The 22,366-nt window shown below is 62.3% G+C and carries 21 protein-coding genes; 7 read left to right on the forward strand and 14 right to left on the reverse strand.

All coding sequences use genetic code 11. The features are described from left to right. Positions 1–452: 452 nt before the first annotated feature. Positions 453–1,160 (forward strand): hypothetical protein, encoded by a 708-nt coding sequence (locus tag QTL96_RS22430; RefSeq protein ID WP_289729258.1) that lies wholly within the window; start codon positions 453–455, stop codon positions 1,158–1,160. A gap of 124 nt (positions 1,161–1,284) precedes the next feature. Here the strand turns inward: QTL96_RS22430 and QTL96_RS22435 are convergent, their stop codons facing one another. The 6 genes from QTL96_RS22435 to QTL96_RS22460 all read right to left on the reverse strand — a co-directional run bounded on the left by QTL96_RS22435 (position 1,285) and on the right by QTL96_RS22460 (position 5,204). Next, on the reverse strand, positions 1,285–1,611 hold the full coding sequence (locus QTL96_RS22435; RefSeq protein WP_289729259.1) for a hypothetical protein: 327 nt from the start codon (positions 1,609–1,611) through the stop codon (positions 1,285–1,287). After that, positions 1,608–2,330, reverse strand: coding sequence for a glycosyltransferase family 2 protein (locus tag QTL96_RS22440; protein WP_018896998.1), 723 nt, complete (start codon positions 2,328–2,330; stop codon positions 1,608–1,610). Before QTL96_RS22440 ends, QTL96_RS22435 begins: the two co-directional genes overlap by 4 nt. 10 nt (positions 2,331–2,340) lie before the next feature. Continuing rightward, positions 2,341–2,967, reverse strand: a complete 627-nt coding sequence (locus QTL96_RS22445; RefSeq protein ID WP_289729260.1) for an HAD family phosphatase — start codon at positions 2,965–2,967, stop codon at positions 2,341–2,343. Next, positions 2,964–3,632: a phosphodiesterase gene (locus tag QTL96_RS22450; protein ID WP_289729261.1), complete on the reverse strand. Its 669-nt coding sequence runs from the start codon at positions 3,630–3,632 to the stop codon at positions 2,964–2,966. The genes QTL96_RS22445 and QTL96_RS22450 overlap by 4 nt, the downstream gene beginning before the upstream one ends. Then, the gene (locus QTL96_RS22455; protein WP_289729262.1) at positions 3,629–4,390 is read right to left on the reverse strand and encodes a glycosyltransferase family 2 protein; all 762 of its coding nucleotides are present in this window, start codon (positions 4,388–4,390) and stop codon (positions 3,629–3,631) included. Before QTL96_RS22455 ends, QTL96_RS22450 begins: the two co-directional genes overlap by 4 nt. 232 nt (positions 4,391–4,622) lie before the next feature. Beyond that, entirely contained in the window at positions 4,623–5,204 is a 582-nt protein-coding gene (locus tag QTL96_RS22460; protein WP_289729290.1) for an OmpA family protein, read from the reverse strand. Between the two features lie 725 nt (positions 5,205–5,929). Here QTL96_RS22460 and QTL96_RS22465 point away from each other — a divergent pair. Next, positions 5,930–6,397 (forward strand): hypothetical protein, encoded by a 468-nt coding sequence (locus tag QTL96_RS22465; protein WP_289729263.1) that lies wholly within the window; start codon positions 5,930–5,932, stop codon positions 6,395–6,397. An 81-nt stretch (positions 6,398–6,478) separates the two neighbouring features. Here the strand turns inward: QTL96_RS22465 and QTL96_RS22470 are convergent, their stop codons facing one another. The 3 genes from QTL96_RS22470 to QTL96_RS22480 all read right to left on the reverse strand — a co-directional run bounded on the left by QTL96_RS22470 (position 6,479) and on the right by QTL96_RS22480 (position 9,262). Continuing rightward, positions 6,479–7,390: a DUF2950 domain-containing protein gene (locus tag QTL96_RS22470; protein WP_289729291.1), complete on the reverse strand. Its 912-nt coding sequence runs from the start codon at positions 7,388–7,390 to the stop codon at positions 6,479–6,481. A 57-nt stretch (positions 7,391–7,447) separates the two neighbouring features. Beyond that, positions 7,448–8,893, reverse strand: a complete 1,446-nt coding sequence (locus tag QTL96_RS22475; RefSeq protein WP_289729264.1) for a DUF3300 domain-containing protein — start codon at positions 8,891–8,893, stop codon at positions 7,448–7,450. A 78-nt stretch (positions 8,894–8,971) separates the two neighbouring features. Beyond that, positions 8,972–9,262, reverse strand: a complete 291-nt coding sequence (locus QTL96_RS22480; RefSeq protein ID WP_111564061.1) for a hypothetical protein — start codon at positions 9,260–9,262, stop codon at positions 8,972–8,974. 322 nt (positions 9,263–9,584) lie between these two features. Between QTL96_RS22480 and QTL96_RS22485 the strand changes: the two genes are divergently transcribed. The 5 genes from QTL96_RS22485 to QTL96_RS22505 all read left to right on the forward strand — a co-directional run bounded on the left by QTL96_RS22485 (position 9,585) and on the right by QTL96_RS22505 (position 14,922). After that, on the forward strand, positions 9,585–9,938 hold the full coding sequence (locus QTL96_RS22485; protein ID WP_289729265.1) for a DUF3302 domain-containing protein: 354 nt from the start codon (positions 9,585–9,587) through the stop codon (positions 9,936–9,938). Further along, a complete protein-coding gene (locus QTL96_RS22490) occupies positions 9,938–11,095 on the forward strand; it encodes an HlyD family secretion protein (RefSeq protein ID WP_209191432.1) in 1,158 nt (385 codons plus the stop codon). The genes QTL96_RS22485 and QTL96_RS22490 overlap by 1 nt, the downstream gene beginning before the upstream one ends. Positions 11,096–11,177: 82 nt before the next feature. Continuing rightward, a complete protein-coding gene (locus QTL96_RS22495; RefSeq protein WP_289729266.1) occupies positions 11,178–12,893 on the forward strand; it encodes a SulP family inorganic anion transporter in 1,716 nt (571 codons plus the stop codon). An 18-nt stretch (positions 12,894–12,911) separates the two neighbouring features. Then, positions 12,912–13,760 (forward strand): polyphosphate kinase 2, encoded by an 849-nt coding sequence (gene ppk2 / locus QTL96_RS22500; protein ID WP_047514045.1) that lies wholly within the window; start codon positions 12,912–12,914, stop codon positions 13,758–13,760. Positions 13,761–13,800: 40 nt separating this feature from the next. After that, positions 13,801–14,922: an AI-2E family transporter gene (locus tag QTL96_RS22505; RefSeq protein WP_289729267.1), complete on the forward strand. Its 1,122-nt coding sequence runs from the start codon at positions 13,801–13,803 to the stop codon at positions 14,920–14,922. Between the two features lie 27 nt (positions 14,923–14,949). Here QTL96_RS22505 and QTL96_RS22510 read toward each other — a convergent pair whose 3' ends face one another. The 5 genes from QTL96_RS22510 to QTL96_RS22530 all read right to left on the reverse strand — a co-directional run bounded on the left by QTL96_RS22510 (position 14,950) and on the right by QTL96_RS22530 (position 22,269). Then, a complete protein-coding gene (locus tag QTL96_RS22510) occupies positions 14,950–15,201 on the reverse strand; it encodes a hypothetical protein (RefSeq protein ID WP_289729268.1) in 252 nt (83 codons plus the stop codon). Between the two features lie 121 nt (positions 15,202–15,322). Beyond that, the gene (locus tag QTL96_RS22515; RefSeq protein WP_289729269.1) at positions 15,323–16,249 is read right to left on the reverse strand and encodes an amino acid ABC transporter substrate-binding protein; all 927 of its coding nucleotides are present in this window, start codon (positions 16,247–16,249) and stop codon (positions 15,323–15,325) included. 18 nt (positions 16,250–16,267) lie between these two features. Continuing rightward, entirely contained in the window at positions 16,268–17,629 is a 1,362-nt protein-coding gene (potE, locus tag QTL96_RS22520; RefSeq protein ID WP_289729270.1) for a putrescine-ornithine antiporter, read from the reverse strand. 18 nt (positions 17,630–17,647) lie between these two features. Further along, positions 17,648–20,011: an ornithine decarboxylase gene (gene speC, locus QTL96_RS22525; protein ID WP_289729271.1), complete on the reverse strand. Its 2,364-nt coding sequence runs from the start codon at positions 20,009–20,011 to the stop codon at positions 17,648–17,650. Further along, complete coding sequence (locus tag QTL96_RS22530; protein ID WP_289729272.1) at positions 20,008–22,269, reverse strand: arginine/lysine/ornithine decarboxylase; 2,262 nt, start codon at positions 22,267–22,269, stop codon at positions 20,008–20,010. The genes speC and QTL96_RS22530 overlap by 4 nt, the downstream gene beginning before the upstream one ends. Between the last annotated feature and the right edge of the window lie 97 nt (positions 22,270–22,366).

Genomic DNA, 22,366 nt, shown 5'->3' on the forward strand with positions numbered 1-22,366 from the left:
TTTTTAGATGCAATTGGCACACTACGTATTTTTTTAAGCCGAAACCGGACAGTCGACTGGCGATTGCAACAATGATCGCGCACACCAAACAGGACTTACCGCATCCCGTCAAAATGATAGAACAGGAAGGAGAAAAACCCCTCTCCAAACATGTTTTGCTTCCTTAATCGCAAGATGAGCTATTAGAAATATTATAGAAATAACGCGAAATCATCATGAAGCAGCAAGTTACATGATGATTCGAAGCGTCGGATAACAAATGCCGGCGCATTGCCCCAGCAGCATAGCCCCGCCCGCCGTCAACAATTTCCGACCATTTTTGGGCCATTCCCGCCAACCGGACCCGGGAGGGCGGCAAGAATGCTGCAGCGCACACGGAATCACCCCCGAGGCAAGCCCGGCACAAGTAAAATAGCGTTCATGGAGCTATATGGGTGATAGGGACGACCAGAATGCGACTGTCTATATTGATTAGAGGCCATAACTTTCTTGAAAAGGATCGTTTCGGCCTGCCGATGGACGGGCGGGACAACGCCACGTCCTTGCTTGAGAACGTGATCGCGCCGATCCGCGCCAGGAATCCGGATGCGATCGTCTATCTGGCGACATATGAAAGCCCGGCGCTCGCCGAGTTGCAGGAAAAATTCGCGCCATGCGAACTGATCTTGCTCGACCCCAACGGCAGCTCGCAGGCCGAGACCTACAAGGAAGCGCTGAAGCACGTATTCCAGAAGACCGAATACGACGCGCTTGTCGTGGTCCGCTTCGATCTGGCTTTCAAGAAGCCGTTCGACGCCTGGAACCTTAAGATCGACATCAACAGCATCCACTTCACATGGAGGGAATACCGCGACTACTGGCGCGATCACCGCCGCGTCGGCGATGCGATCCACGTGATCGGCAAGGCCGCCATTCCCGCCTTCCACAACGCGTTGATCATGAACCAGCTGGCCAACCGAGGTCATCTGCACATGATGTACTATTATCTCCGCACGATGCACGACAACATGAAATTCATCGAGGACGGATACTTCGACACCAACACGCTGTTCGCCAACCCGGAATGCGACAACCCGCTCTACACGGTCTTCAACCGTCCGCGGCTGACCAGCATGGCCGGCAGCACCGGCATGGTGCTGCACGAAATCCGCGCGGAATAACCAACACGCCTGGGAATGCAAAACGCCCGCGTCGAGATGATCGATGCGGGCGTTTTGCTTTATAGGCTTGTCCTGAAAGCATAGCGCCCGCGAAACCATCCGCGAACGCCCTGCTCTAGGTAAATCAGACGAGATACTTGTCGTTCTTGGCGCTCGGGATCTTCACGACGGTCACCGTCGCATCGGTCAGCGCCTCGAACTGATTGACCTTGCCGGGCTCGATATCGATGATGCTTCCCGCTTCCCACACCTGATCGATCATCCGCACCGTGCCGGAGATGACGAGCGTGATCTCGCGCGCGATCTTGTGGTAATGCGCCGCATCCTTGTCGCCGGCGACGTAATGCTTCACGCCGACCTCGAACGCATCCGTCTTGACGACGGTGGGGTCGAAATCGCCGATGAACCAGCCGCCGATCATGTCGTTGAGGGTGAGTGGCTTATCGCTCATTTGTCACCTTCGGTCACGGACAGCTCGATCAGCTGGCGATCCGACTTGATCGGATGGAAATCCTTGGCGTTGATCGGGAAGATGCCGATCTTCTTCCCCTCGAGCACCATCTCGTTATAGACGGGGCAGACATAGAACATGTTGTTGTGCCGGGCGTCCTTGCGGATCGCGTTCTTCGCCGCGCGCACGAAATCGCGCCCCTGCCGGAAATAGTAGAAGCCGGCCGTCGCGTTGTCGCTGATCGGATGCTTCTCGGCCGCCTCGACCACCATGTTCTGCTCGTCGAGCCGGACGAAAGAGTAGCGCGGATGCACCGACTTGAAGGTCATCGTGCCGCCGTCGAGCTCACGCTCCACGAAGTTCTGGATGACGCCGTCGAAGGGAACCGTCAGGAATTCGTCGCCGTTGAGGATCAAGAGCGGCTGGTCGTTGTCGATATAGCCGGCGGCGAGCAGCGCCGTGCAGGCGGCTCCCTCCGTGCCGTCCTCGACCGAGACCACCGCGGCCTCCGGCGACAGCAGGCGCACGACCTCATCGAGGTGGTAGCGCGCCAGGTCTTTCTTCTGCATGGCCACGATGATGCGGTGGCCGGGGATCTTGGCGCATTCAGCCAGCTGCCGCTGCACCAGAGGTACGCCGTTGATTTCCACCAGCGCGGTCGGATAGGCTTCCATCGCCTGGATGCGAGGCTCGCCGGCTATCAGGATCAGAATATTCATCGCAAGCTCATCAACCGTGGATTTTTCGAATGGTCTCGGTGATCGCGGGATAGTTCACATCCGCGATATCGTTCACCACCATGACATGCGCGCCGGAACCCTTGGCCGCCTTGATACCGTTCTCGTTATCCTCGACGATCAGGCATTCCTCGGGCGCAAGACCCATCATGGTGATCGCCTTCACATAGATTTCCGGGCTCGGCTTGCCGTGCTTGACGTCCTCGTTGCTGAGCTGGAACTCGAGATAACCGTCGAGTGCGGCTCGCGACATCATCAGCGACACCGTGCTCTTGATCGAGTTCGACGCCACGGCAAGCCGGTATCCGTCTTCCCTCAGCCGCGCCAGCGCGTATTCCTGCTTGAAGGTCGGCTTGCACTTGGTGTGGATCATCTCTGTCGTGTAGAGCTGCTTCATCTCGTTGATGAAGCCGTGCAGCGCCTCGGGAAGCCCGCGCGTCGTCGTCAGGATCTCGAGCTTGCGCCGTGTCGGCAGGCCGTCGAAGATCGTCAGGTGCTCGTGCAGCGGAATGGTGTATCCGAAGAGCTCGAGCGCCCGGTTCAGCGCCTCATAGTGCCATTCGCGTGCATCGATCAGCACGCCGTCCATGTCGAAGATAATCGCCTTAAGCGTGGTCATGCTGCGTCCCGGCCTGTCAAAATCAGTTGCGCGCGCTCCGGAAAGTCGGTGCAGACGGAAAGCCCGTCCCGCTCGTTGAGCCCCGAAGACACCAGCCACTGGAGAAATGGTTCATATTCGTCGTGCCGGCCATGAAGATCCGGCGCCACCAGCGTGGCCTGCTTGCCGTCGGCGAGAATGCGCCCGATCAGCGCCGCGTCGTACCAGCGCCCCGGCAGAAAGTTGTCGATCCACACACCGGTCACACCGGGGTCGTCATACAGCGACGCCTCGCGCTCATATTCGCTGAGACGCGTGAACGAGACCATCTTGCGCTTCACGCCCTGGATGAGATCGGGAACCGATGCATCGAACAGGAAATAGTTGCTGTAGCCTTCGCTCGAGAGCACTTCGGCCAGCATGTCGTGCAGACCATCGGCCTTGATGTTCAGCGCCAGCAACGGCGAGCCGTGTTGCTTGGCAATCCTGAGCAACTCGGCGAACGAGATCTCTCCCCCGCGCGGAATGTCGTGCGAGATGACGATCGAAGGCGCGCCGTCAGCTTGGCTGTCGCGCACGTCGGTCTCGGTGCCGAAGCCGAGCGAGAAGGAGCGAACGAAGGCCTCGACCGAGTTCTTCTCCTCAGGCGTCTTCCAATAACCGCGATGGCTGAGAACCTCGATCATAGCGAGGCACCCAGCGAGCGCGTCACGTCGACGGACAAGGGCAGGCTCTGGAAATGGGTGAGATCCTCGGGCACACCGAGACCGTACATGCCGGCATCGACGGAGCCGATCGAATAGGCGCCGATCTTCGAGCCGTCCTCGATCATGAAATTATAGACCGGCGCCACGTAGAACTCGCCGTTGACGCGGAAGTCGCGCTCGATCATCCGGTCCGCATAGGAAACGAAGTCCGAGCCCTTGCGGAAATTGTAGATCCCGACGGTCGCGTGATCGGAAATCACCTGCTTCTCGACGACGTTGTCGATATAGCCATCGGCACCGAAGGAAACGAAGCTCCACTTCGGATCATCCGCCGTCATGGTCATGATCATCCCGTCGAGGTCGCCCATGGCCCGAAGGTAATCGTCGATATCGACGTCGATATACTGGTCGCAATTGGCGATCATCATCGGCTGATCGTTGTCGATCTCGTCACGCGCGAGAAGCACCGTGCAGGCAGCGCCCTCGGTCACCTGCTCGACGAGAAAGATCTCGCAGCCCGGCGCCCAGGCGCGCAGGTTCTCGCCCAACCCGTGTTCCCTGACATGCGCGGCCTGGCAGATGAAGATGAAGCGATGCTCGACGGACGGGCGAAGGTTTTCGATCACCAGCCGGATCATCGGCACGCCGTGCACGGGCAGAAGTGGCTTGGGGAGAGTATAGCCGGCCTTGGCGAAGCGGCTTCCATGCCCTGCCATTGGTACGACGATGTTCAACATTGCGTATATCCCGAATTGTATCAGCTTACACCGTGAGGCGACCCATAGCGGTCGAAGCTGGCGTCACGCTGTCTCGGATTGGCCAGATGCCCGGCTGAGCAAAGAAACTTGCCCGAAATGAAACGACCCGCGCGGATCGCTCCACGCGGGTCGTTTCATCTATTCTTATTCAGTGTCTGCCAGACGCATGCGGGAAATATTTCACCAGCTTCCGGCTTGCTTGAAGACGACCTCAGGACTTCTTGGTGAAGACGCCGAGATTGATCAGCTGTACGCGCCGGTTGTTCGATCCTGTTGTATCCGTGCCCGGGATCGGCATGTACTCGCCGACGCCGACGGCATAGAGCCGCTGCGGGTCGACCGCGAAGGTCGTGGACAGGGCCTCCTTGATGGCGGCCGCCCTCTGCTCGCTGAGATCGAGATTGTGTTTCTCGTCGCCCGTCGAGCTGGAGTGCCCGACCACCAGGAATTTATAGTCCCAGAGGTTCGGGTGGTGCAGCGCGTCGGCAAGCAGGCCGAGCGTGCGGTAGGAACTCGGCTGGATCGCGACGGAATCGTTCTCGAAATTGATCTCGACCACCATCTGCGGCAGCTTGGCGATACGCTTCCAGTTCGGCAGCTCCGACATCTGCTTGCTGCCACCGCTGATCGCCTCCTGCCGCAGGATTTCCAGATCGATGGCCGGCGCGGCGGAGGTCAGCTTGCCGAGCCCCTTGACGATGCGCTCCTGCGACACTTCCTGCGCCGATGTCAGGGCGGGAACGAGGATAACCGCCGCCGCGAGAATGATTGCTTTCGAAAGAACCCGCTTCATCGTCTCATCTCCATCCCGCATTGGTGATCGTCTGATTGCATTCATCGCTGACGCGCGGCTGCTCTTGATCAGGCAGGCAAGCACGAAGCCGTCGCCCTTGATGCCGTTGCAGCTCTTCGACATGTCGCGCTGGCAGACGCGTTCATAGGCCGTCTGCGCCTGTTCGCGCTGCGTGATCGATTGGAAGACGGTGCCGAGCGAAGCCTTGCAGCTCGGCGAAATCTTGGCCGCGTTCTGCTGCAGGCAATCGGCGATGCGGCCGCCGCCGAGGTTCAGTCCCTTGCACAGTTTCTGGATGTCGGCGCCGCAATCGCTTGCGAGCTTCGTCACCGCATCCGCGTAGCTCAAGGTCTGCGCCGAGGCTCCCCAGGCAAGGCCCATGGAGACACACGCAACGGCCGTTATCAGAATCCCTCGTCTTGATCTTTTCATCCTATCCGTCCCTGACTGGTCACATCGACGGGCGGGACGATGGCATGATGTCGCGCGAATGGAGCGTATATTACCGTAACGCACATCGGCCTTGGCCGGCCGGAATTGAAGCCGTCACACGATTGCAAGGAGGCCAGGATCGACCTCGACGACCGGCATTTGAAACCTTTTCCAGGCCATTCCGGGCCATAGCCGTAACATACCGTATCTTACAGCCACCCCCGCGTATCATACTGCCTTCGCCTCTCCATCCGCCCTATCATCCCAGAAGGATGAACTTGGAGGACGTAGAGATGACATCGACGCAGACATCCGCACCCCATTCCATGGCCAGCGCCGAAGAATTGCGCAAACGCGCCCTTGAGCTCCAGATCGCCGAAATGGAGCGCGACGAGAAGATCAAGGCTCGAGAGGCTGAAAAGCATGCCGAGTTCGTCGAGGACTTCTTCCGCGAGCATATCGACGAGAAGGAACGCGCGATGATCAAGCGCCTCGTCATGAAGGCCGCGGCGGATGGCAAGTACGAAGCGATGATCTACAGCTTCCCCTCGAGCTTCTGCGACGACGGCGGCCGCGCCATCAACAACAGCCTTCCAGGATGGCAGAAGACGCTTCAGGGCAAGGCCAAGGAACTGCTCGACCTCTTCGAGCAGCTGGCGAAGCCTCAGGGCTATGGCTTGAAGGCCATGATCATCGATTTCCCCGGGGGCATGCCCGGCGATGTCGGCCTGTTCCTGACCTGGGAACCCCCAGTCAAATAAAGCCCCGGGAGGGGCTGAGACGGCACATCGATTTGACGGGTGGCGGTTGTTTCGGACAACCGCCACCCGATGCGTTTGAGCCTATTCGGAAACGACCGACCAGTTGTTGTCGGGATTGAAGCTCTTGATCGCCGCCGCCTTCTTCTCCGTCTCCGGCCCGAGGTCGCGCTGGTAGATGACGCTCATGCCATTGGCGATGAATGTCTGCACACCCGTCACCCGGTACTTGACCGGCCACGCGATCACCGCGAAGCCCGCCGTCATGTGACCGTTGACGATATAGCTCTGCTTGCCGCCAAGCACGTTGTCGCCCTGCCCCGTCAATATCCGGTAGTGATATCCAAAGTAGCCCTCGCCGCGCTTGGCCTTGCCGAAGGCGGCGGTCTCGATCAGTGGGCCGGCCGGGCTGTCCTCGTCGCCGGGGCCTGCCTGCCAGTACAGACCGTCCCGCTTGCCGGGCGAGCTGATCAGCTTCTGCGCATACTCGTAGATGCCAGAACCAGTCCGATCCTCCGAAGCATAGATGTGCTGGGCGATGACGAAATTATGGATGGTCTCGATCGTCGCGAGCTCGTTCTCGCCGATGCGGCGGTTGACGATCTCCTCCAATCCGGTGCGCGTCTCGAACGTCCACTTGTCGTCCGCGCCCTTCGTCAGCGGAAACGGCAGCGGCCAGAGCCTGTCGCCGATGGCGACGACCTTGCGCCCATCGAGATCCTCCAGCTTCATCAGCCGCGACGCGCCCTCGCGGATCAGCGCGTAGCTGACCATGGCCGCGTTGTTGTCCTTGAGCTTGTCGGCCTTCAGCCCGAGCAGTTCCGCAAGCCCATTCAGATCGTTCGCCGCAAGCACCGCCTTCAGCTTGTCGAGCGCCATGTCAGGCGTGTCGAAAGACGGTTGCGGCGCCTTGCCGATGAACTCCGAGAGAGCGGTCTGCGCCATAGACGAACTTGCGAACGTCAAGGGCAAGACCACACCAACCAGCAAACGCATCAACTTCAGTCGCAATGCCATGGTTGCCTCCATTGGCTCTGGAAACCCGGTCAGATCCTATCGTCTTCCACCGCCGCCACCGCCGCGCCGTGGCGGCGGACGCGAATGACCGCCACCGCCACGTCCGGCGCCGCCGGCATAAGACCTGGGTGCCGGGCGGCTCTGGGCGCGCGGAGCGCCGCGATGGCCGCCGCCCATGCTCTGGCCGCCACGCTGGGACGCGATCGCTTCTCGGCGTCCTGACGATTGCGGGTTGCCGAGCGCGTTGGGCTGCCGTGAACGGTTGTCCGGCCTCGCCGCCATCTTCGGCGCGCCGGAATTCTTCTTCACATTGCCCTTCGATGGACGATTGGCCCCGGCATTGCCGGGACGGGCGTCCGGCCGAGATGCATTCGCGGGACGGTTCCCGGCATTCGGCCGGTCCGCCGGCCTGTTGGCGATGCCCGGCTTGCCGTTGGTCTTCAGGCCATTGACGGTTCCCTTGCGGATGTCGTCGGCGCGCGCCGCTGTGTTGCGCCCTCCTGCCCCGAGATCCGCCCGGCGGTCGCCGACCTGGTTCTTCAGCTGGTTGCGCTTGTCGCCTTCAAGGCCGGACTTGATCGCCGTGCGATCCAGGTTGGCGAACTGGCTCTTGTCGATGCTGAGCTTGCTGCGATCGACCTTCGTCCAGTCGACATCGTTCCACTTGACCTTGCCGTTGAAGTTCCGGTCGTTGAAGCAGTTGTTGCAGTCGATATCGACATCGCCGTTCCAGCGTCCGCCCCAGACACCCCAGTCGTCCCAGTTGACGATCGCCGCCCAGGCGACGCCGGTGACAGCCCCCGCGAAGAACGCGGCGCCCGGATAGTAGTAATTGTCGTAAGAGCTCGGATAGTAGGAGATCGGCTCTGCCGCGTAGCCGGGCTCGTAGAGCATCTGCGGCTCATATTGCGGGATGTAGACCTTCTGAGGATCGGTCGGACGGATCACCACATTGTTGTTTTCGGTGACGACGGTCACCTTGTCGTCCGTCTTGATGATGTTCTTCGCCACCGCCTCGTCGCGCAGCTGCTGGATGGCAACGAGCACATCCTTCTGCTGGTTGGTCAGCGCATCGCCGAGCTTTTGCGTCCAGTCGAGATCGTCGCTCATCATCTTCACGATGTCGGGATAGTTCAGCAGCGAAATGACGCTGCCGTCCCAGTCATCCTTGGGCTTGAGATCGGCGTTCTTTTTCTTGGAGTCCAGGAAGCGTTGCGCCTCGATGATCTGCAGCGGGAAAAGCGACGCAGCCGAAATCGCGGCGACCAACTCGTCCGGATAGAGCGCGATACGCGCGACCAGCACCTCCAGCTCATCCTCGGACAAGAGGTCGGTCGCGGCAGCAGGCGCGGCAGGCGCCGGCGCGGCAGCGGGAGCCGCCGTTTGCGCGAACACGAAGGATGGCTCCTGCATGGAGATGAGCGCCAGCGCCGTCAAACCAGTTGTCAGGCCAGCGGTTAGTCTGAACGATCTTGATTTCATGACGCGTCGACCTTTCCGTGCAAATGGCGATGAATGCTGCTCTTGGCGCGCTCCGGGGTCCGGGCCACGTCCGGGCGCTCAGGAGCGCTTGAGCGATACGACGTTCGATTGCGACAGCGCCTCGCCGATTTCGCTGAGAAGCGCTTTCTCCAATTCCTTGTATTCCTGCCGACGCGCCTCCCGCTCCGTGCGCGGAAGATCGTCGAGATGGGTCAGCGTCTCCAGTATCACCGCGAGGTCCTCGCACATGCTGCGGAACGTTTCGCTCACCTGGTACAGATGCCGGACCCTCTTGGCCTGATCGGGGAAATGAACCTCGGCGACGGCGAGAGCGGACAGTCGTGGCGTATTGCTTACTCTCCAGCTCATCGCACCCCCCACCGCCGATCTCCCCCCAGGAAGACCAGCTGATTATAGGGCGATTGAGCACGGACGCAGACGTAAGATACGCGAAGATACGCGGCATCCGCGCTCCGTGCGGTTGACGATTGACGGACGCGGACCACGTCAATTCGCGCGCTAAGGTCGACGATCGGCGATGTCTCGCATGACAGCGAAGAGCCCCTCGCCCGCCCCTGATCCGATAGATGTTACGTGATGCTACGGGCGTCTCCGCCCACGCAGGTCTATTGTTTTTGCGTATTCCCCGCACCCGCTGAGGTCGACCATTCGTTGTCGAAAGGCAAAAACCGTGTTCCTCGACTATTTCGCACTGGGCGTTCTGTTCTTCGTCGTGATCACATTGTTCTACGCGGTGATCGCGATCCACGACATCCCGCACCTGATGGCAAAGGCCAGAAACCATCCGCATCAGGATGCGATCCATGTCGCCGGATGGGTGAGCCTGTTCACCCTCCACGCCATCTGGCCGTTCCTGTTCATCTGGGCAACGATCTACCGCGAGGATCGCGGCTGGGGCATCCGCAGCGATGGCAAACTGTCGCCGGCGCAGGAGGCCAACGCTGAAATCGCACGCTTGCATGCACGCATCGCGGAACTCGAAGGCCAGTCGGAAGGCCAGTCATCGGAGAGGGAGAACGCCTGATGGACCTGCTTCTCATACTGACCTACGCGGCGCTCTGCTACGCAATCTTCAAGATCTTCCGCATTCCGGTGAACCAGTGGACGCTGGCGACATCGGTTCTCGGCGGCATCTTCCTGATCGGCACGCTGTTGCTGCTGATGAGCTACAATCATCCCTACACCAGCGACGCGCGCATCTACTTCACCTCCGCGCCCGTCATCCCGACGGTCGGCGGCCAGGTGGTAGAGGTGCCGGTGACGCCCAATGCGCCGCTGAAGAAGGGCGACGTCCTCTTCCGCATCGATCCACGCCCCTATCAATTCACGGTCGACCAGAAGACGGCGGCACTCGCCGAGGCCAAGCAGACGGTGCTGCAATTGAAAGCGGCACTCGACGCCGCCAACGCGGCCGTCACCGGCGCCGAAGCCTCGAGGGACCGTTCGCTGCAGGCCTTCGAGAAATTCCAGGCGTCCAACGAAAACGCCAAGTCGAGCGGTCGTGGCGCCGTCTACTCCGAACTCGAAGTCGAAAACCGCAGGGGCCTCTACCTGACGGCCGAGGCCGCGGTCGATACCGCCCGCGCCCAGGCCACGCAGGCAAAACTGGCCTATGAATCGGAAATCAACGGCACGAACCCCACCGTCGCCCGCCTGCAGGCCGAGCTTGCCAACGCTGAATACGAGCTCGATCAGACGACGGTCCGCGCGCCGAGCGACGGCTACGTCACCCAGGTCTTCCTGCGTCCGGGCATGATGGCGAACCCGCTGCCGCTGCGCCCGGTCATGGTCTTCATCGACAGCCAGGACCAGATGCTGGGTGCCGCCTTCATCCAGAACTCGCTGCAACGCGTCAATGTCGGCGACGATGCCGAGGTGGCCTTCAAGGCGGTCCCGGGCAAGATCTTCAAGGCCCGCGTGCAGGGCATCATCGACGTGATGGCGCAAGGTCAGTTGCAGCCCTCCGGCGCGCTGATCGACCCGCAATCGCCCGAACGCGCAGCCCCCGGCCAGACGATCGCCAGCATCGAGCTCCTTGAGAGCACCGAGGGCTACCAGCTACCCGGCGGTGTCGTCGCCGAGGTGGCCGTCTACACCCACCACTGGCACCACGTCGCGGTCTTGAGAAAGGTGCTGCTCAGAATGAGCAGTTGGATGAACTACGTCTTCCTTGAACACTGAGGGGAGAAGGCCGGCCCCGCTCTGGCGGGTGGGGCCGGCACGAACATGGGAATGCCGATGACGAAGTGATAAGGAGCCCACGGTGATAGGCAGTCTTCCGATGTTGCGAGGCCTGAGCGGTTTCAGCAGGGATTGGCTGAAGAGCGATATCCCGGCCGGGCTGTCGATTGCGGCCGTCGGCCTGCCGAGCGCCATCGCCTATCCGGCCATTGCCGGCCTTCCGCCGGAAACGGGTATCTACGCCAGCATCGTCGCGCCGATCGCCTATGCGATCTTCGGCCCCTCGCGGCTCCTCGTCGTCGGCCCGGATGCGGCGACCATGACGGTGCTTGCCGCAGCCATGGGCACGATTGTCGCCGCCTACCCCGCCGGCACGCCGGTCGATCGGGTCGCCATCGCGGCAGCGCTCGCGCTCGGCGTCGGCATCTGCTGCATCGCCGCCAAGCTGCTGCGCCTCGGCGTTCTCGCAAGCTTCCTCTCGCGCCCAATCCTCGTCGGCTTTTTCGCCGGCGTGTCGCTGTCGATCCTCGTCGGCCAGATCGGCCGCTTCACCGGCGTGAAGATCGAATCCGACGGGCTGGTCCCGCCGCTCGTCGAGATCGCCGGCAAGAGCGGCCTGATCCATTGGCCCTCGCTGCTCCTCGGGCTCGCGATGTTCGCGCTGCTGTGGCTCGTCCGGGCCTTCCAGCTCAAGATTCCGGGGCCGGTGCTGGTCGTCGTCCTCTCGGTCGTGCTCTCGGCCATCTTCGATTTTCAGGGGCGCGGCATCGCCGTCGTCGGCGACATCCCGAGCGGCCTACCAAGCTTCTCGCTGCCCGCGCTCCACCAGATGCCACTCGACAAGATCATACTCGGCTCCGCCGCGATCTTTCTGGTGAGCTTCGGCGCGGGCATCGTGGCGGCCCGCAGCTTCGGCTCGCGCACCGGCGAAGAGGTCGATGCGAACCAGGAGCTGATAGGCCTCGGCGCGGCCAACATCGCGCCGGGGCTGTTCGGCTCGTTTCCAATCAGCGTTTCGGATTCCCGCACGGCGATCAACCTGTCGACCGGCGGCGTCTCGCAGGCGGCCGGCCTCGTCTCGGCGGCAACGCTGATCGCGGCCCTCGTCTTCCTGCACAGCGCGCTGCGCATCCTTCCCATTCCGGCGCTGGCCGCGATCCTCGCCATGGCGGCGATCAGCCTCATCGACGTCCACGAGTTGCGCAAGATCTGGCGCATCAGCCGCATGGAGTTCATCTTCGCGCTGATCGCCATGTGGGGCGCCATCAGCTTCGGCGTGCTCAACGGCGTCATCGTCGCGGTGGCCGCAACACTGGTCTATCTGCTGCGCCAGACGATGTTTCCCCGCGACGGCCTGCTCGGCCGCATCGAAGGTCGGCACGGCTTCTTCGACCTTGCCCGCCACCCCGAAGCGCGCCCGGTCGATGGCGCCGCCGTCTTCGCGGTCCAGGGCAGCATCCTCTTCTACAACGCCGACTACATCAGGAACCGCCTGACTGCGGTGGCGCGCAACCTGCCGGCCGAGACCCGCTGCCTGGTGCTCGATGCCAGCGCGATTACCCATATCGACAGCACGGGCGCCACCGCGCTCGAGGCCGTGGCCGAGATCCTCGCCAAGCGCAACATCACCTTCGCCATCGCCGACCTCAGCGAGGAGAGCCGCGGCATTCTGAGCCGCGCCGGCGTCATCAGGACGATCGGCCCGGACAACATCTTCAACGGCCGGGAAGAAGCGCTGCGCGCGCTGATCGGAAATTACGACCAGGCGAGCACGACATCGGCAGGCAGCACGGTTTAAGAGCACGGAGGGAGAACCATGGACGAGATACTGGAAACCAAGGGCCACGACCCGGAGCCATCGGCAAAGTCCAACGGCAAGGACAAGAAGAAAAAGAAGGCGTGGGATTACGACAAGCAGATCGCCCGCCTGCAGGTGGAACTGGCGCATCTCCAGGCGTGGGTCAAGAAATCCGGCGCCCGGGTGGTCATCGTCTTCGAAGGCCGCGACGCCGCCGGCAAGGGCGGCATGATCAAGCGGATCACCGAAAAGGTCAGCCCACGCGTCTTCCGCGTCATCGCGCTGCCCGCCCCCACCGAACGCGAGAAATCGCAGATCTACATGCAGCGCTACATCAACTATCTGCCGGCCGCCGGCGAAGTCGTGATCTTCGATCGCAGCTGGTACAACCGCGCCGGCGTCGATCGCGTCATGGGGTTCTGCAGCGAGAAGAAGGTGCAGCGTTTCCTCGAGCTCGCGCCGCGTTTCGAGGCGGCGATCGTCGAGAGTGGCGTGACGCTGCTCAAATACTTCCTGACGGTCAGCGAGGAGGAGCAGGAGCGTCGCTTCCGGCGCCGCATCGACGACCCGGTCCGGCAGTGGAAGCTGAGCCCGATGGACGTCGAGTCCTACCAGCGCTGGTGGGACTATACCCGCGCCTATGACGAGATGCTCCGGATGACCGACAGCAATCACGCTCCATGGTGGATCGTGCCCTCGGACGACAAGAAGCGCGCCCGGATCAACTGCATATCGCACATTCTGCAGTCCATCCCCTACGAGCGCATCAAGTTCGAGGAGCCCGATCTCGGCAAGCGCCAGAAGCGCCCGTCGGACTTCATCGAGGACGGCAGCGTCCGCCACGTCGTGCCCGACACGACGCAATGACGCCAGGCGCGCAAGGGGGCTCGCGGCGCGGGTTATGACGATGGAGCAGACGAACGACGTGGGCATGGCGGCAAAGGACGCCGGACAGTTCTCGATCGAGGCAAGGGTCAGCGACCTTGTGCGCCTTGGGATCATAGGGCTCTTCGCCTATTGGACGGTGCTTCTGATCGCGCCGTTCGCGCTGATCGTCGTCTGGTCGGCCATCCTTGCCGTCGCGCTCTACCCGATGTTCAACGCGCTCTCGCGCCTGATCGGCAACCGGCCGGTGATTGCCGCGACGGTCATCGTCGTCGCCTGCCTCGTGCTGATTATAGCGCCCGTGGCGCTCGTGGCGGTCAACTTCGCCGACGCGGTGGAAGGGCTGGTCGGCAAGCTCCAGGCGGAGAGCTTCGCGCTGCCGGCAGCCCCCGCGAGCATTCGCGCATGGCCCGTTATCGGCGAACGCCTTTATGCGGGCTGGAACAAGGTGGCCGGCGATCTCGCCTCCAACATCATCGAATATCAAAAGCCGATCCTGCATGTGATGGGCATCGTGGTCGCCAAGCTCGCCTCGATCAGCGGCGGCGTGCTGAGCTTCGTCGCCTCCGTCATCCTCTCCGGCTTCTTCCTCACCCAGTCGACGCGGCTGGCCGAAACCATTCAGGTTCTGGCAAGCCGTATCGCCGGCGACCGGGGCGTCGGCTTCGCCAAGCTCGCGGGAACGACGGTCAGGAATGTCTCGCGCGGCGTCATCGGCGTTGCCTTCCTGCAGACGCTGATGTGCGGCCTGTGCTTCGCCTTCTTCGATCTGCCCGCACGGGGCGCACTGACCTTCATCATCTTCATGCTCTGCGTCATGCAGCTGGGTCCGGGGCTGGTCCTCGTACCGGCGATCATCTGGGGCTGGCTCTCATGGCCGACCTCGGTCGCTCTGGCGCTCACCGTCGTGGCGGTGCCGATCATGCTGGTCGATAATGTGCTGAAGCCGATCCTGATGGCGAAAGGTCTCTCGACGCCGATGCTGGTTATCCTGATCGGGGTGATCGGCGGCACGCTATCCTATGGGCTGCTGGGGCTGTTTCTCGGGCCGATCGTGCTCAGCGTGTTCTACGAACTGCTGCGCGCCTGGGCCTGGCCGCCGCGAGAGAGCACGGAAACAAAGCCGCTTGTGCCGGTTGATTGAGCCGGGACGCACGGTGGCCGAACGATCTCACCCCTGAGATCTTAGCCCGCCGGAGCAATAGAGGATAACCTCCTGCTCGATCTCATGACAAAGTTCGGAATACTCTGCGATCAAACTTTCCTGCAGCGGCTTCTCGCTACGAAACCGGTCGAGTGCGTCTGCAGCGAGTGCGTAGGACTCGAACATTTCACCGAGCGCTTCCGTGGGCACGCCAGACAGCACATGCCGGAGATCCGGCAGTCTGAGCATCAGCCTCCTCCGTCCGCGCTCCCGGTTCATGGCTCACCTCCGCATTCGCTACTCCTTGTACGAATCCCTGAGGGTGTCGGATTGTTCCGCGATGCAACAAATATCGCTTTTTATCGACAAACAGCCATGATGATGCGGGCCGGCATAAGGTTTACTCCGGCAGCGCGGTCTGCCGGAAGAAGGTGACGATGGCCTCGTCGGGCACGCCGAACCATGTCGTGAAGAGGTCCACGAAGTCGGCCGAGGCGTAAGTCTGGCTGAGCGCGCGATCGACGGCGAGACGGAAGTCTTCGTCACCGCGCGCCAGTTCCAGCCCCAGCGGTTCATAGGTGAAATGCCGCCTCAGCACCACGAGATTGCCGGCATTGTCGCTGCGGGCAGCCGCATCCATAAGGAGCGGCATGTCGCCGAAGAGTGCTGCCGAACTGCCGTCGACAACGCGTTCGATACCGATCGCATAGCTTTCCACCGGCACCGATGTCGCCGCCAGCTGGAAGGTCTTGATGCGGTCGGCCAGCCAGCGCTCGCTGGTCGTGCCCGCGATCGAAGAGAAAGTCTTGTGCTCGAGGATGGTGCGAGCAGGAGAGCCGCGCCAGATCGGCCGGCTGGTGGGTTGGCCATAGGCCAGCACCTCGGTCAGCGCCAATGGCGCGCTCTTGCTCAGGACCGCGCCCGTGCCGCTCGGAAAGATCGGCAGCGAGAAGGACACTTCGGCGCGACGCGTGAGCGTGATCGGCTCCGCCCCGCAGACGAGATCCACCGTCCCGTCCTTTATCGCCGGCTCCCGTCCCTTGTCCGTCAGCGGCACCCATTCGACATTCAGCTGCGGCAGGTTCAGCGCCGTCTTCAGGCTATCGGCGATCTTGCCGCACAACGCGACCGCGTAGCCGCCGGGTGCCGCCTGCTCGGTCTTGAACGAGAACGGCCGGGCATCCGGCTCATAGCCGAGCTTCAGCGAGCCGCTTGTCTTGATGCGATCGAGCGTCTGCGCCTCGGCGGACGACAGCGCCATGGAGGCGGCCGCGCCGGCGAGGATCGACGCGGTCAGCAATGTCTTCAAGCGCTTTTTCTGTTGCATGACACATCCTCCCCGGAACTATTCTGCCGCCGCGACACGGTTCAGGCCGCTGGCAAAGCGCGGCGCGATCCGGCCGTAGATGATGAAGCTGATACCCGTGACCAGCATCCCGCCAAGCACCGCGTCCTTGCCGGAAGCGTAGATCGCGAACACGCTGTAGAGCATGCCGAGCGTGGCGATGATGGAGTTCAGCCGGTACTTGGCCGGCGGCACCCCCGCCTTCTTCATCATCACGAAGAGGGCCGAAAGCGCCACGATGTAGGGCAGCACGTTGGTGACCACCGCGAGGTTGACGAGCGCGGAAAACTGCTCGTTGAGCGTCGGCGAGATCGTCATCAGGGCAAGCCCAGTCTGCACGACGCCAAGGATGATCATGCCCTGGACCGGCGCCCCCATCTGGTTCACGCGCGAGAAGATCGCCGGGAACATCCGCTCCTGCGCCGCCGTGCGCGCCGTCTGCGCGATGGTGAACTGCCAGCCGAGCAGCGACCCGACGCAGGCAAGCACCGCGAGCGCCATGATGATCGAGCCGATCGTCGGATTGAACATGGTCGCATAGGCAAGCGCGAAGGGACCGGTCGACGCCGCAAGATCGGCATTCGGGACGATACCCTGGATCACAGTCGTCGACAGGATGTAGATGACGGCGGCGCCGAGCGTGCCGAACATGCAGGCAAGCGGCACGTCACGTTTCGGATTCTCGACGGCATCGGAGTTCTGTGCCGCGGACTCCATGCCGAGGAACGCCCAAAGCGTCAGCGAGATGCTCGATCCCATCCCCTGCGCCAGCGTCAGCCCCTTCGGGTTCCAGGCGGCACCGAACGTGCTCGAGCTGAACCAGAACCAGCCGATGATCGAGAGCAATCCGACAGGGATGATGACGCCCCACACGGTGATCGACCCGATCCGCCCGGTGATGCGCGGGCCGCCGAAATTGGCAGCCGTGGTGACCCAAAGGAGAGCGATCAGCGCGACACAGGTCATGACCGGCGTCGAGGTCAGCACCGGAAAGAAGCCGGCGAGATAGCCCACCGCCGAGATGCCGATCGCGACATTGCCGATCGCCAGCGACAGGAAATACAGGAAGAAGACGAGGAAATAGCCATCCTTGCCGTAGGCATCCTCGGCATAGGCAGACATGCCGCCGGGCCGCTGGTTGAACAGTCCGGCCTGCGCGAAACCGTAAGCAATCGCCATCGAGCCGAGCGCGGTAACGATCCAGGAGAGCAGCGAGATGGCGCCGACCTGCGCCATGTTCGCCGGCAGCATGATGATCCCGGACCCCATCATGTTGACGGCAACGATGAAGGTCAGCTGCATCAGGTTCATCTTCTTCTTGGCCGTGGTATCGGCCGCAGCATGCATTGTGTGATCGGTCATGATGACACTCCCCTCGCCCTACTCGCGCACGACATATGTGTGGAACTTGATGCGCCCATCGATCCGTTCCTGGAACACGCCCTGGACTTCGTAGTTGAAGCCCGGGAAGCGGTTGAAGGACTCCTCGAAGGCCAGGAAATAATCGCGCATCGGCCGCGCCCTGTTGTCCCAGCGCTCTCCGGGCACGATCACGCCGATGCCGGGCGGATAGATCAGCGCCAGCGTCGCCGAAATGCGCCCGGCGGCTTCCGACAGCGGCACGTAGTCGACATTGTTGGCGACCAGCGCCTCGTAGGCCTGCTTCGACGAGATCGCCGGCTCCGGAAAGCTCTCGGAGCGGAAGCACAGGCGCTGCAGCTCCTTGACGCCGGCAGAGCGATAGAAGCTGTGCATCTCCTTGCAGACCTGCCGCACCGTGTAGCCCTGATAACGCTCGCGATTGGCGGCGAAGACCGTCGGCAGCACATCCTGCAGCGGCGCGTCGCGATCCCACAGGTTCTTGAACTTCACCAGCTTGGCGACCAGCGTGTTGAGCTTGCTCTCGTCTTCGGCCGGCGTCAGCAGGAAGAGCAGGCTGTTCAGATCGCACTTCTCCGGCACGACGCGCTGCTCGCGCAGATAGTTGGCAACGACGGTCGCCGGGATGCCGAACTCGCGATATTCGCCCGTCTTCCGGTCGATACCAGGCGTCAGAAGCGTCAGCTTGTTGGGATCGACCATCGTGTAGCCAGGCGCATAGCCTCCATAGCCGTGCCATGTCGCCTCCGGATCGAACCGCCAGCACTGCTGTTCGCGCTTCAGGACATCGGTCGGCACGTCCTCCCACCTTATGCCCGTGAGGTCGCCGGTATGTTTCGAACCCGTGACGGAGATCTTGTCCGGCACGAAGGGGTCGAAGAACCATTGCTCCTCGGCGCTTGTCGCCTTGCTCTCGTAGTGCTGGACGAAGCCGCGCAGCTTCTTGCGCACCTCGATGCCGAGACCGATGCAGCGATCCCAAAGCATCTCGCCGGCCTTGCCCTCATGCACCTTCGCATTGACGTCGAGCGAGGCGAACAGCGGGTAGAAGGGCGATGTCGAGACATGCATCAGCAGCGATTCATTGAAACGCTTGTGCTCGATGAAGCGGCGCTGGTCGCTGATATGCTCGTCGCGCTTGTGGATCTGCGATGCCTGCGAGAAGCCCGCCCCCTGCTTGTGCACCGACTGCGTCGAAAACAAGCCGGGCATGTCGGGCTTGAGGTCCTTGAGCCGCATCGGGCTATGGCCCTCGAACAGCGGATGGAAGGCGTTGTAGCCGATCCACGCCTCGTCCCAGAGCACGTAGTCGCAGAGATGGCCGATCTTCTCCATCACCTGGCGGACATTGTAGATCGTGCCGTCATAGGTGGCGAGCTGGATGCAGGCGAGCCGGAAGGGCCGCTCGGCATTGGCCCGGCTCTTGTCTAAAAGAAGCGGATGGGCCGCGATCTGCTGGCGCAGCCAGCCCTCGTCCCACGCCGCCCAATCGACGGCGCCGATCATGCCGAAGGAATTGCGCGCCGTCGGCAGATAGATCGGGATCGCGCCGGCCTGCACGAGCGCGCCCTGGTGCAGCGACTTGTGATTGTTCCGATCGAACAGCACGAGATCGCCGGCGCGCAGCACCGCATTGGTCACCACCTTGTTGGAGGTGCTGGTCCCGTTCAGGATGAAATAGGTGCGATCCGCCCCGAATATCCGCGCCGCCTGCTTCTGCGCCTCGACGGCCGGGCCTTCGTGAATCAGGAGATCACCGAGATCGACGTCTGCATTGCACAGATCGTTGCGGAAGATGCTCTCGCCGAAATACTTGAAGAACAGCTGGCCTGCGGGCGATTTGCGATAGAACTGCCCGCCCTGGTGGCCAGGACAATCGAAGGCGATATTGGCCTCGCCGTCATAGGCCATCATGCCCCCGAAAAACGGCGGCAGCAGCGATTTGCCGTAGTTGATCAGGCTGGAAACGATCTGCTTGGCGTAGAATGCCGGCGTCTGCTGGCCAAGATAGACGAAGCCATCCACCTCGCCCGCCATCTCGACCACATCCATGTCCGAGATACTGAGCGTATCCGCCATCGCCCAGACCGGCGTACGGAAGCCTGCCTCGCGCAACGAGCGGAGAAAGCCGCGCGCGTAGGGAAGCAACCCGCCTTCCACGGAGCCGATATAGGCGCCCACCGAGGCGTCTTCCGAAACGTCGGCCGTGTAGTCATCGCGAAGCTCGACCTCGAAATTGTCGGCGGCGAGCTGCGCCAGCAGCTCGTGCACTTGGTGGTTGTCGCGATCGACGACAGCGACGATCTTCAGCATCTTGTTGAACGGTATCGCAACCGTCGGGGATTTCACGTCGCGCGGGATCATTGGACCGCTCCCTCCGCCACGCAATCGACGAGGTAGCGGCGCCCGTTGCTGCCGGCCTCGAAGCGCAGGCCGTGAATATCGGTCTCGAAGCCCGGGAACTTGCGGTCGAAATCGCGCGCGTAGAGCAGGTAATCCTGAATGGACTTCGTCGTTTCGGTGATCCGCTCGCCGGGCATGATCAGCGGAATACCCGGCGGATAGGGAACGATCATCACCGCCAGGATGCGGTTCATCAGCTTGTCGATCTCGACGCTCTCGATCCGGCCCTTGACGAGATGATCGTAGGCATCGGCCGGCCGCAGCGCCATCTCGGGCAGCACCGTGTACATCTCGCGCTGCGCCTTCGGCACATCGTCCTTGCGGTAGATGGCGTGGATCTGCTCGCAGAGATCGCGCAGGCCCATGGTCCCATAAGCCTCGGGATGAGCGGCGGCCAGCGCCGGCAGCGCGCGTGTCAGTGGGGCGTTGCTGTCGTAGAGATCCTTGAAGTTGATGAGCTCGGTGACAAGCGTGCTCCACTTGCCGCGCGTGATCCCCATCGAAAACAGCACGAGGAAGGAGTAAAGCCCGGTCTTCTCGATCTCGATCCGCCGCGAGGAGAGGAACTTGGTGATCACGGCCGCCGGTATCCCGTGCTCCTGCATCGTGCCATCCGCCGAGAGCCCCGGCGACAGGATGGTGACCTTGATCGGATCGACCATCACGTGGTTTTCGGCAAGCCCGGTAAAGCCGTGCCAGGCATCGCCCGGCTTCAGTACCCATTCCGCATGCGTATCGCTCGGCGTCTCCTCGGCGATCGTGGGCTCCCATACGTCGAACCACCAGCTCTGCCCCATCTGACCGCGTACCGCGTTCATCGCCCGGCGGAAGCTAATCGCCTCGTCGATCATCTCCTGCACCAGCGCGCGACCGGCCGGCTGCTCCATCATCGCCGCGGCGACATCGCACGACGCGATGATGCCGTATTGCGGCGAGGTCGACGTGTGCATCATGAAGGCTTCGTTGAAGCGCGTGACGTCGAGCTTCTTGTTTTCGGCATGCTGGATATGGATCATTGACGCCTGCGAGAAGGCGGCGAGAAGCTTGTGCGTCGAATGGGTGGCGAAGGTGATGGCGTTCTGCGAGCGCGCCGGCTGCGTCGAGGAAATGCCGTGGAAGCCGTCGTAGAACTCGTGGAAGTTCGCGTAAGCGTACCATGCCTCGTCGAAGTGCAGCACCTCGACGGAATCCTTCAGCGACACCTTGATGGCGTCGACATTGTAGCAGAGGCCGTCATAGGTGGAGTTGGTGATCACCATCAGCCGCACCTTGCCGCTGGTCTCACCGGCAAACGGGCTGGCCGCAATCTTCTTTGCGATCGCCTCGGGCGTGAACTGATCCTTGGAGATCGGCCCGATGATGCCGAGCCCGTTGCGCGACGGAATGAGATAGATCGGCGTCGCGCCGGTCATGATCAGCGAATGCAGGATCGACTTGTGGCAGTTGCGGTCGCAAAGCACCAGATCGCCGCGCCCGACCATTCCGTGCCAAATGATCTTGTTGGCAGTCGAGGTACCGCCGACGACGAACAGCGTCTCATCCGTGCCGAAGATACGCGCCGCGTTGCGCTCTCCCTCGGCAATCGGCCCGACGTGATCGAGGAGCGATCCGACGCTGCCGACCGACACAGAAATGTCCGACCGCAACGTGTTCTCGCCGAAAAAGGTGTAGAAGAGCTGCCCGACCGGGCTTTTGCGGAAGGCGACGCCGCCGCCGTGGCCCGGCGTATGCCAAGAATACGCTCCCTCCAGCGTGTAATCCATCAGCGCCTTGAACATCGGTGGCGGCAGCCGGTCGAGATAGTTGCGCGCCGCCTGCACGATGGCGCGCGCCATGAACTCGGCGGAATCCTCAAAGAGCCGCAGGAAGGCGTTGGCGTGGCGCAGCACGCTGGCCGGAACGTCTTCGGCCGTCGTGTCGTCGCCGAACAGAAAGATCGGAAGCCGGTCGTTCTTGCGGCGCTTGGCGCTCAGAACCTCCTCCAGCACCTGCCAGCGCGACGCCTTGTCCTCCGTCCCATCGACGGAAACCAGCCAGGCGGACTCGGTGTTGAAGATATGCACCAGCCGCCGCGCATCCTCATAGGTGACGCCGGAGACGACACGAAAGCCCTCCGCCTCGATGGCGGCCGCCAGATCGCGCATCCCGCGGCCGGCAGCGCTCTTGCCGTCGAAATCCTCGTCGACGACTGCGATCGGAAATGACTTGTGGAATTCCATGCGCCCCTCCAGAACCCAAGTTTGGACAGCGGCTGTCATGCCGCTGTGTGCGTCTCAGATTGGGCGGATGGTACACGGCAGGTTGCGGACCGTCGTT

The organism is Rhizobium sp. S163 (assembly GCF_030380805.1).
Lineage (GTDB): Bacteria > Pseudomonadota > Alphaproteobacteria > Rhizobiales > Rhizobiaceae > Rhizobium.

Coding starts and splice junctions, on each gene's coding strand:
- QTL96_RS22430 (WP_289729258.1), top strand. CDS start 453: ATGCGACTGTCTATATTGATTAGAGGCCATAACTTTCTTGAAAAGGAT.
- QTL96_RS22435 (WP_289729259.1), bottom strand. CDS start 1,611: ATGAGCGATAAGCCACTCACCCTCAACGACATGATCGGCGGCTGGTTC.
- QTL96_RS22440 (WP_018896998.1), bottom strand. CDS start 2,330: ATGAATATTCTGATCCTGATAGCCGGCGAGCCTCGCATCCAGGCGATG.
- QTL96_RS22445 (WP_289729260.1), bottom strand. CDS start 2,967: ATGACCACGCTTAAGGCGATTATCTTCGACATGGACGGCGTGCTGATC.
- QTL96_RS22450 (WP_289729261.1), bottom strand. CDS start 3,632: ATGATCGAGGTTCTCAGCCATCGCGGTTATTGGAAGACGCCTGAGGAG.
- QTL96_RS22455 (WP_289729262.1), bottom strand. CDS start 4,390: ATGTTGAACATCGTCGTACCAATGGCAGGGCATGGAAGCCGCTTCGCC.
- QTL96_RS22460 (WP_289729290.1), bottom strand. CDS start 5,204: ATGAAGCGGGTTCTTTCGAAAGCAATCATTCTCGCGGCGGCGGTTATC.
- QTL96_RS22465 (WP_289729263.1), top strand. CDS start 5,930: ATGACATCGACGCAGACATCCGCACCCCATTCCATGGCCAGCGCCGAA.
- QTL96_RS22470 (WP_289729291.1), bottom strand. CDS start 7,390: ATGCGTTTGCTGGTTGGTGTGGTCTTGCCCTTGACGTTCGCAAGTTCG.
- QTL96_RS22475 (WP_289729264.1), bottom strand. CDS start 8,893: ATGAAATCAAGATCGTTCAGACTAACCGCTGGCCTGACAACTGGTTTG.
- QTL96_RS22480 (WP_111564061.1), bottom strand. CDS start 9,262: ATGAGCTGGAGAGTAAGCAATACGCCACGACTGTCCGCTCTCGCCGTC.
- QTL96_RS22490 (WP_209191432.1), top strand. CDS start 9,938: ATGGACCTGCTTCTCATACTGACCTACGCGGCGCTCTGCTACGCAATC.
- ppk2 (WP_047514045.1), top strand. CDS start 12,912: ATGGACGAGATACTGGAAACCAAGGGCCACGACCCGGAGCCATCGGCA.
- QTL96_RS22505 (WP_289729267.1), top strand. CDS start 13,801: ATGGAGCAGACGAACGACGTGGGCATGGCGGCAAAGGACGCCGGACAG.
- QTL96_RS22510 (WP_289729268.1), bottom strand. CDS start 15,201: ATGAACCGGGAGCGCGGACGGAGGAGGCTGATGCTCAGACTGCCGGAT.
- QTL96_RS22515 (WP_289729269.1), bottom strand. CDS start 16,249: ATGCAACAGAAAAAGCGCTTGAAGACATTGCTGACCGCGTCGATCCTC.
- potE (WP_289729270.1), bottom strand. CDS start 17,629: ATGACCGATCACACAATGCATGCTGCGGCCGATACCACGGCCAAGAAG.
- speC (WP_289729271.1), bottom strand. CDS start 20,011: ATGATCCCGCGCGACGTGAAATCCCCGACGGTTGCGATACCGTTCAAC.
- QTL96_RS22530 (WP_289729272.1), bottom strand. CDS start 22,269: ATGGAATTCCACAAGTCATTTCCGATCGCAGTCGTCGACGAGGATTTC.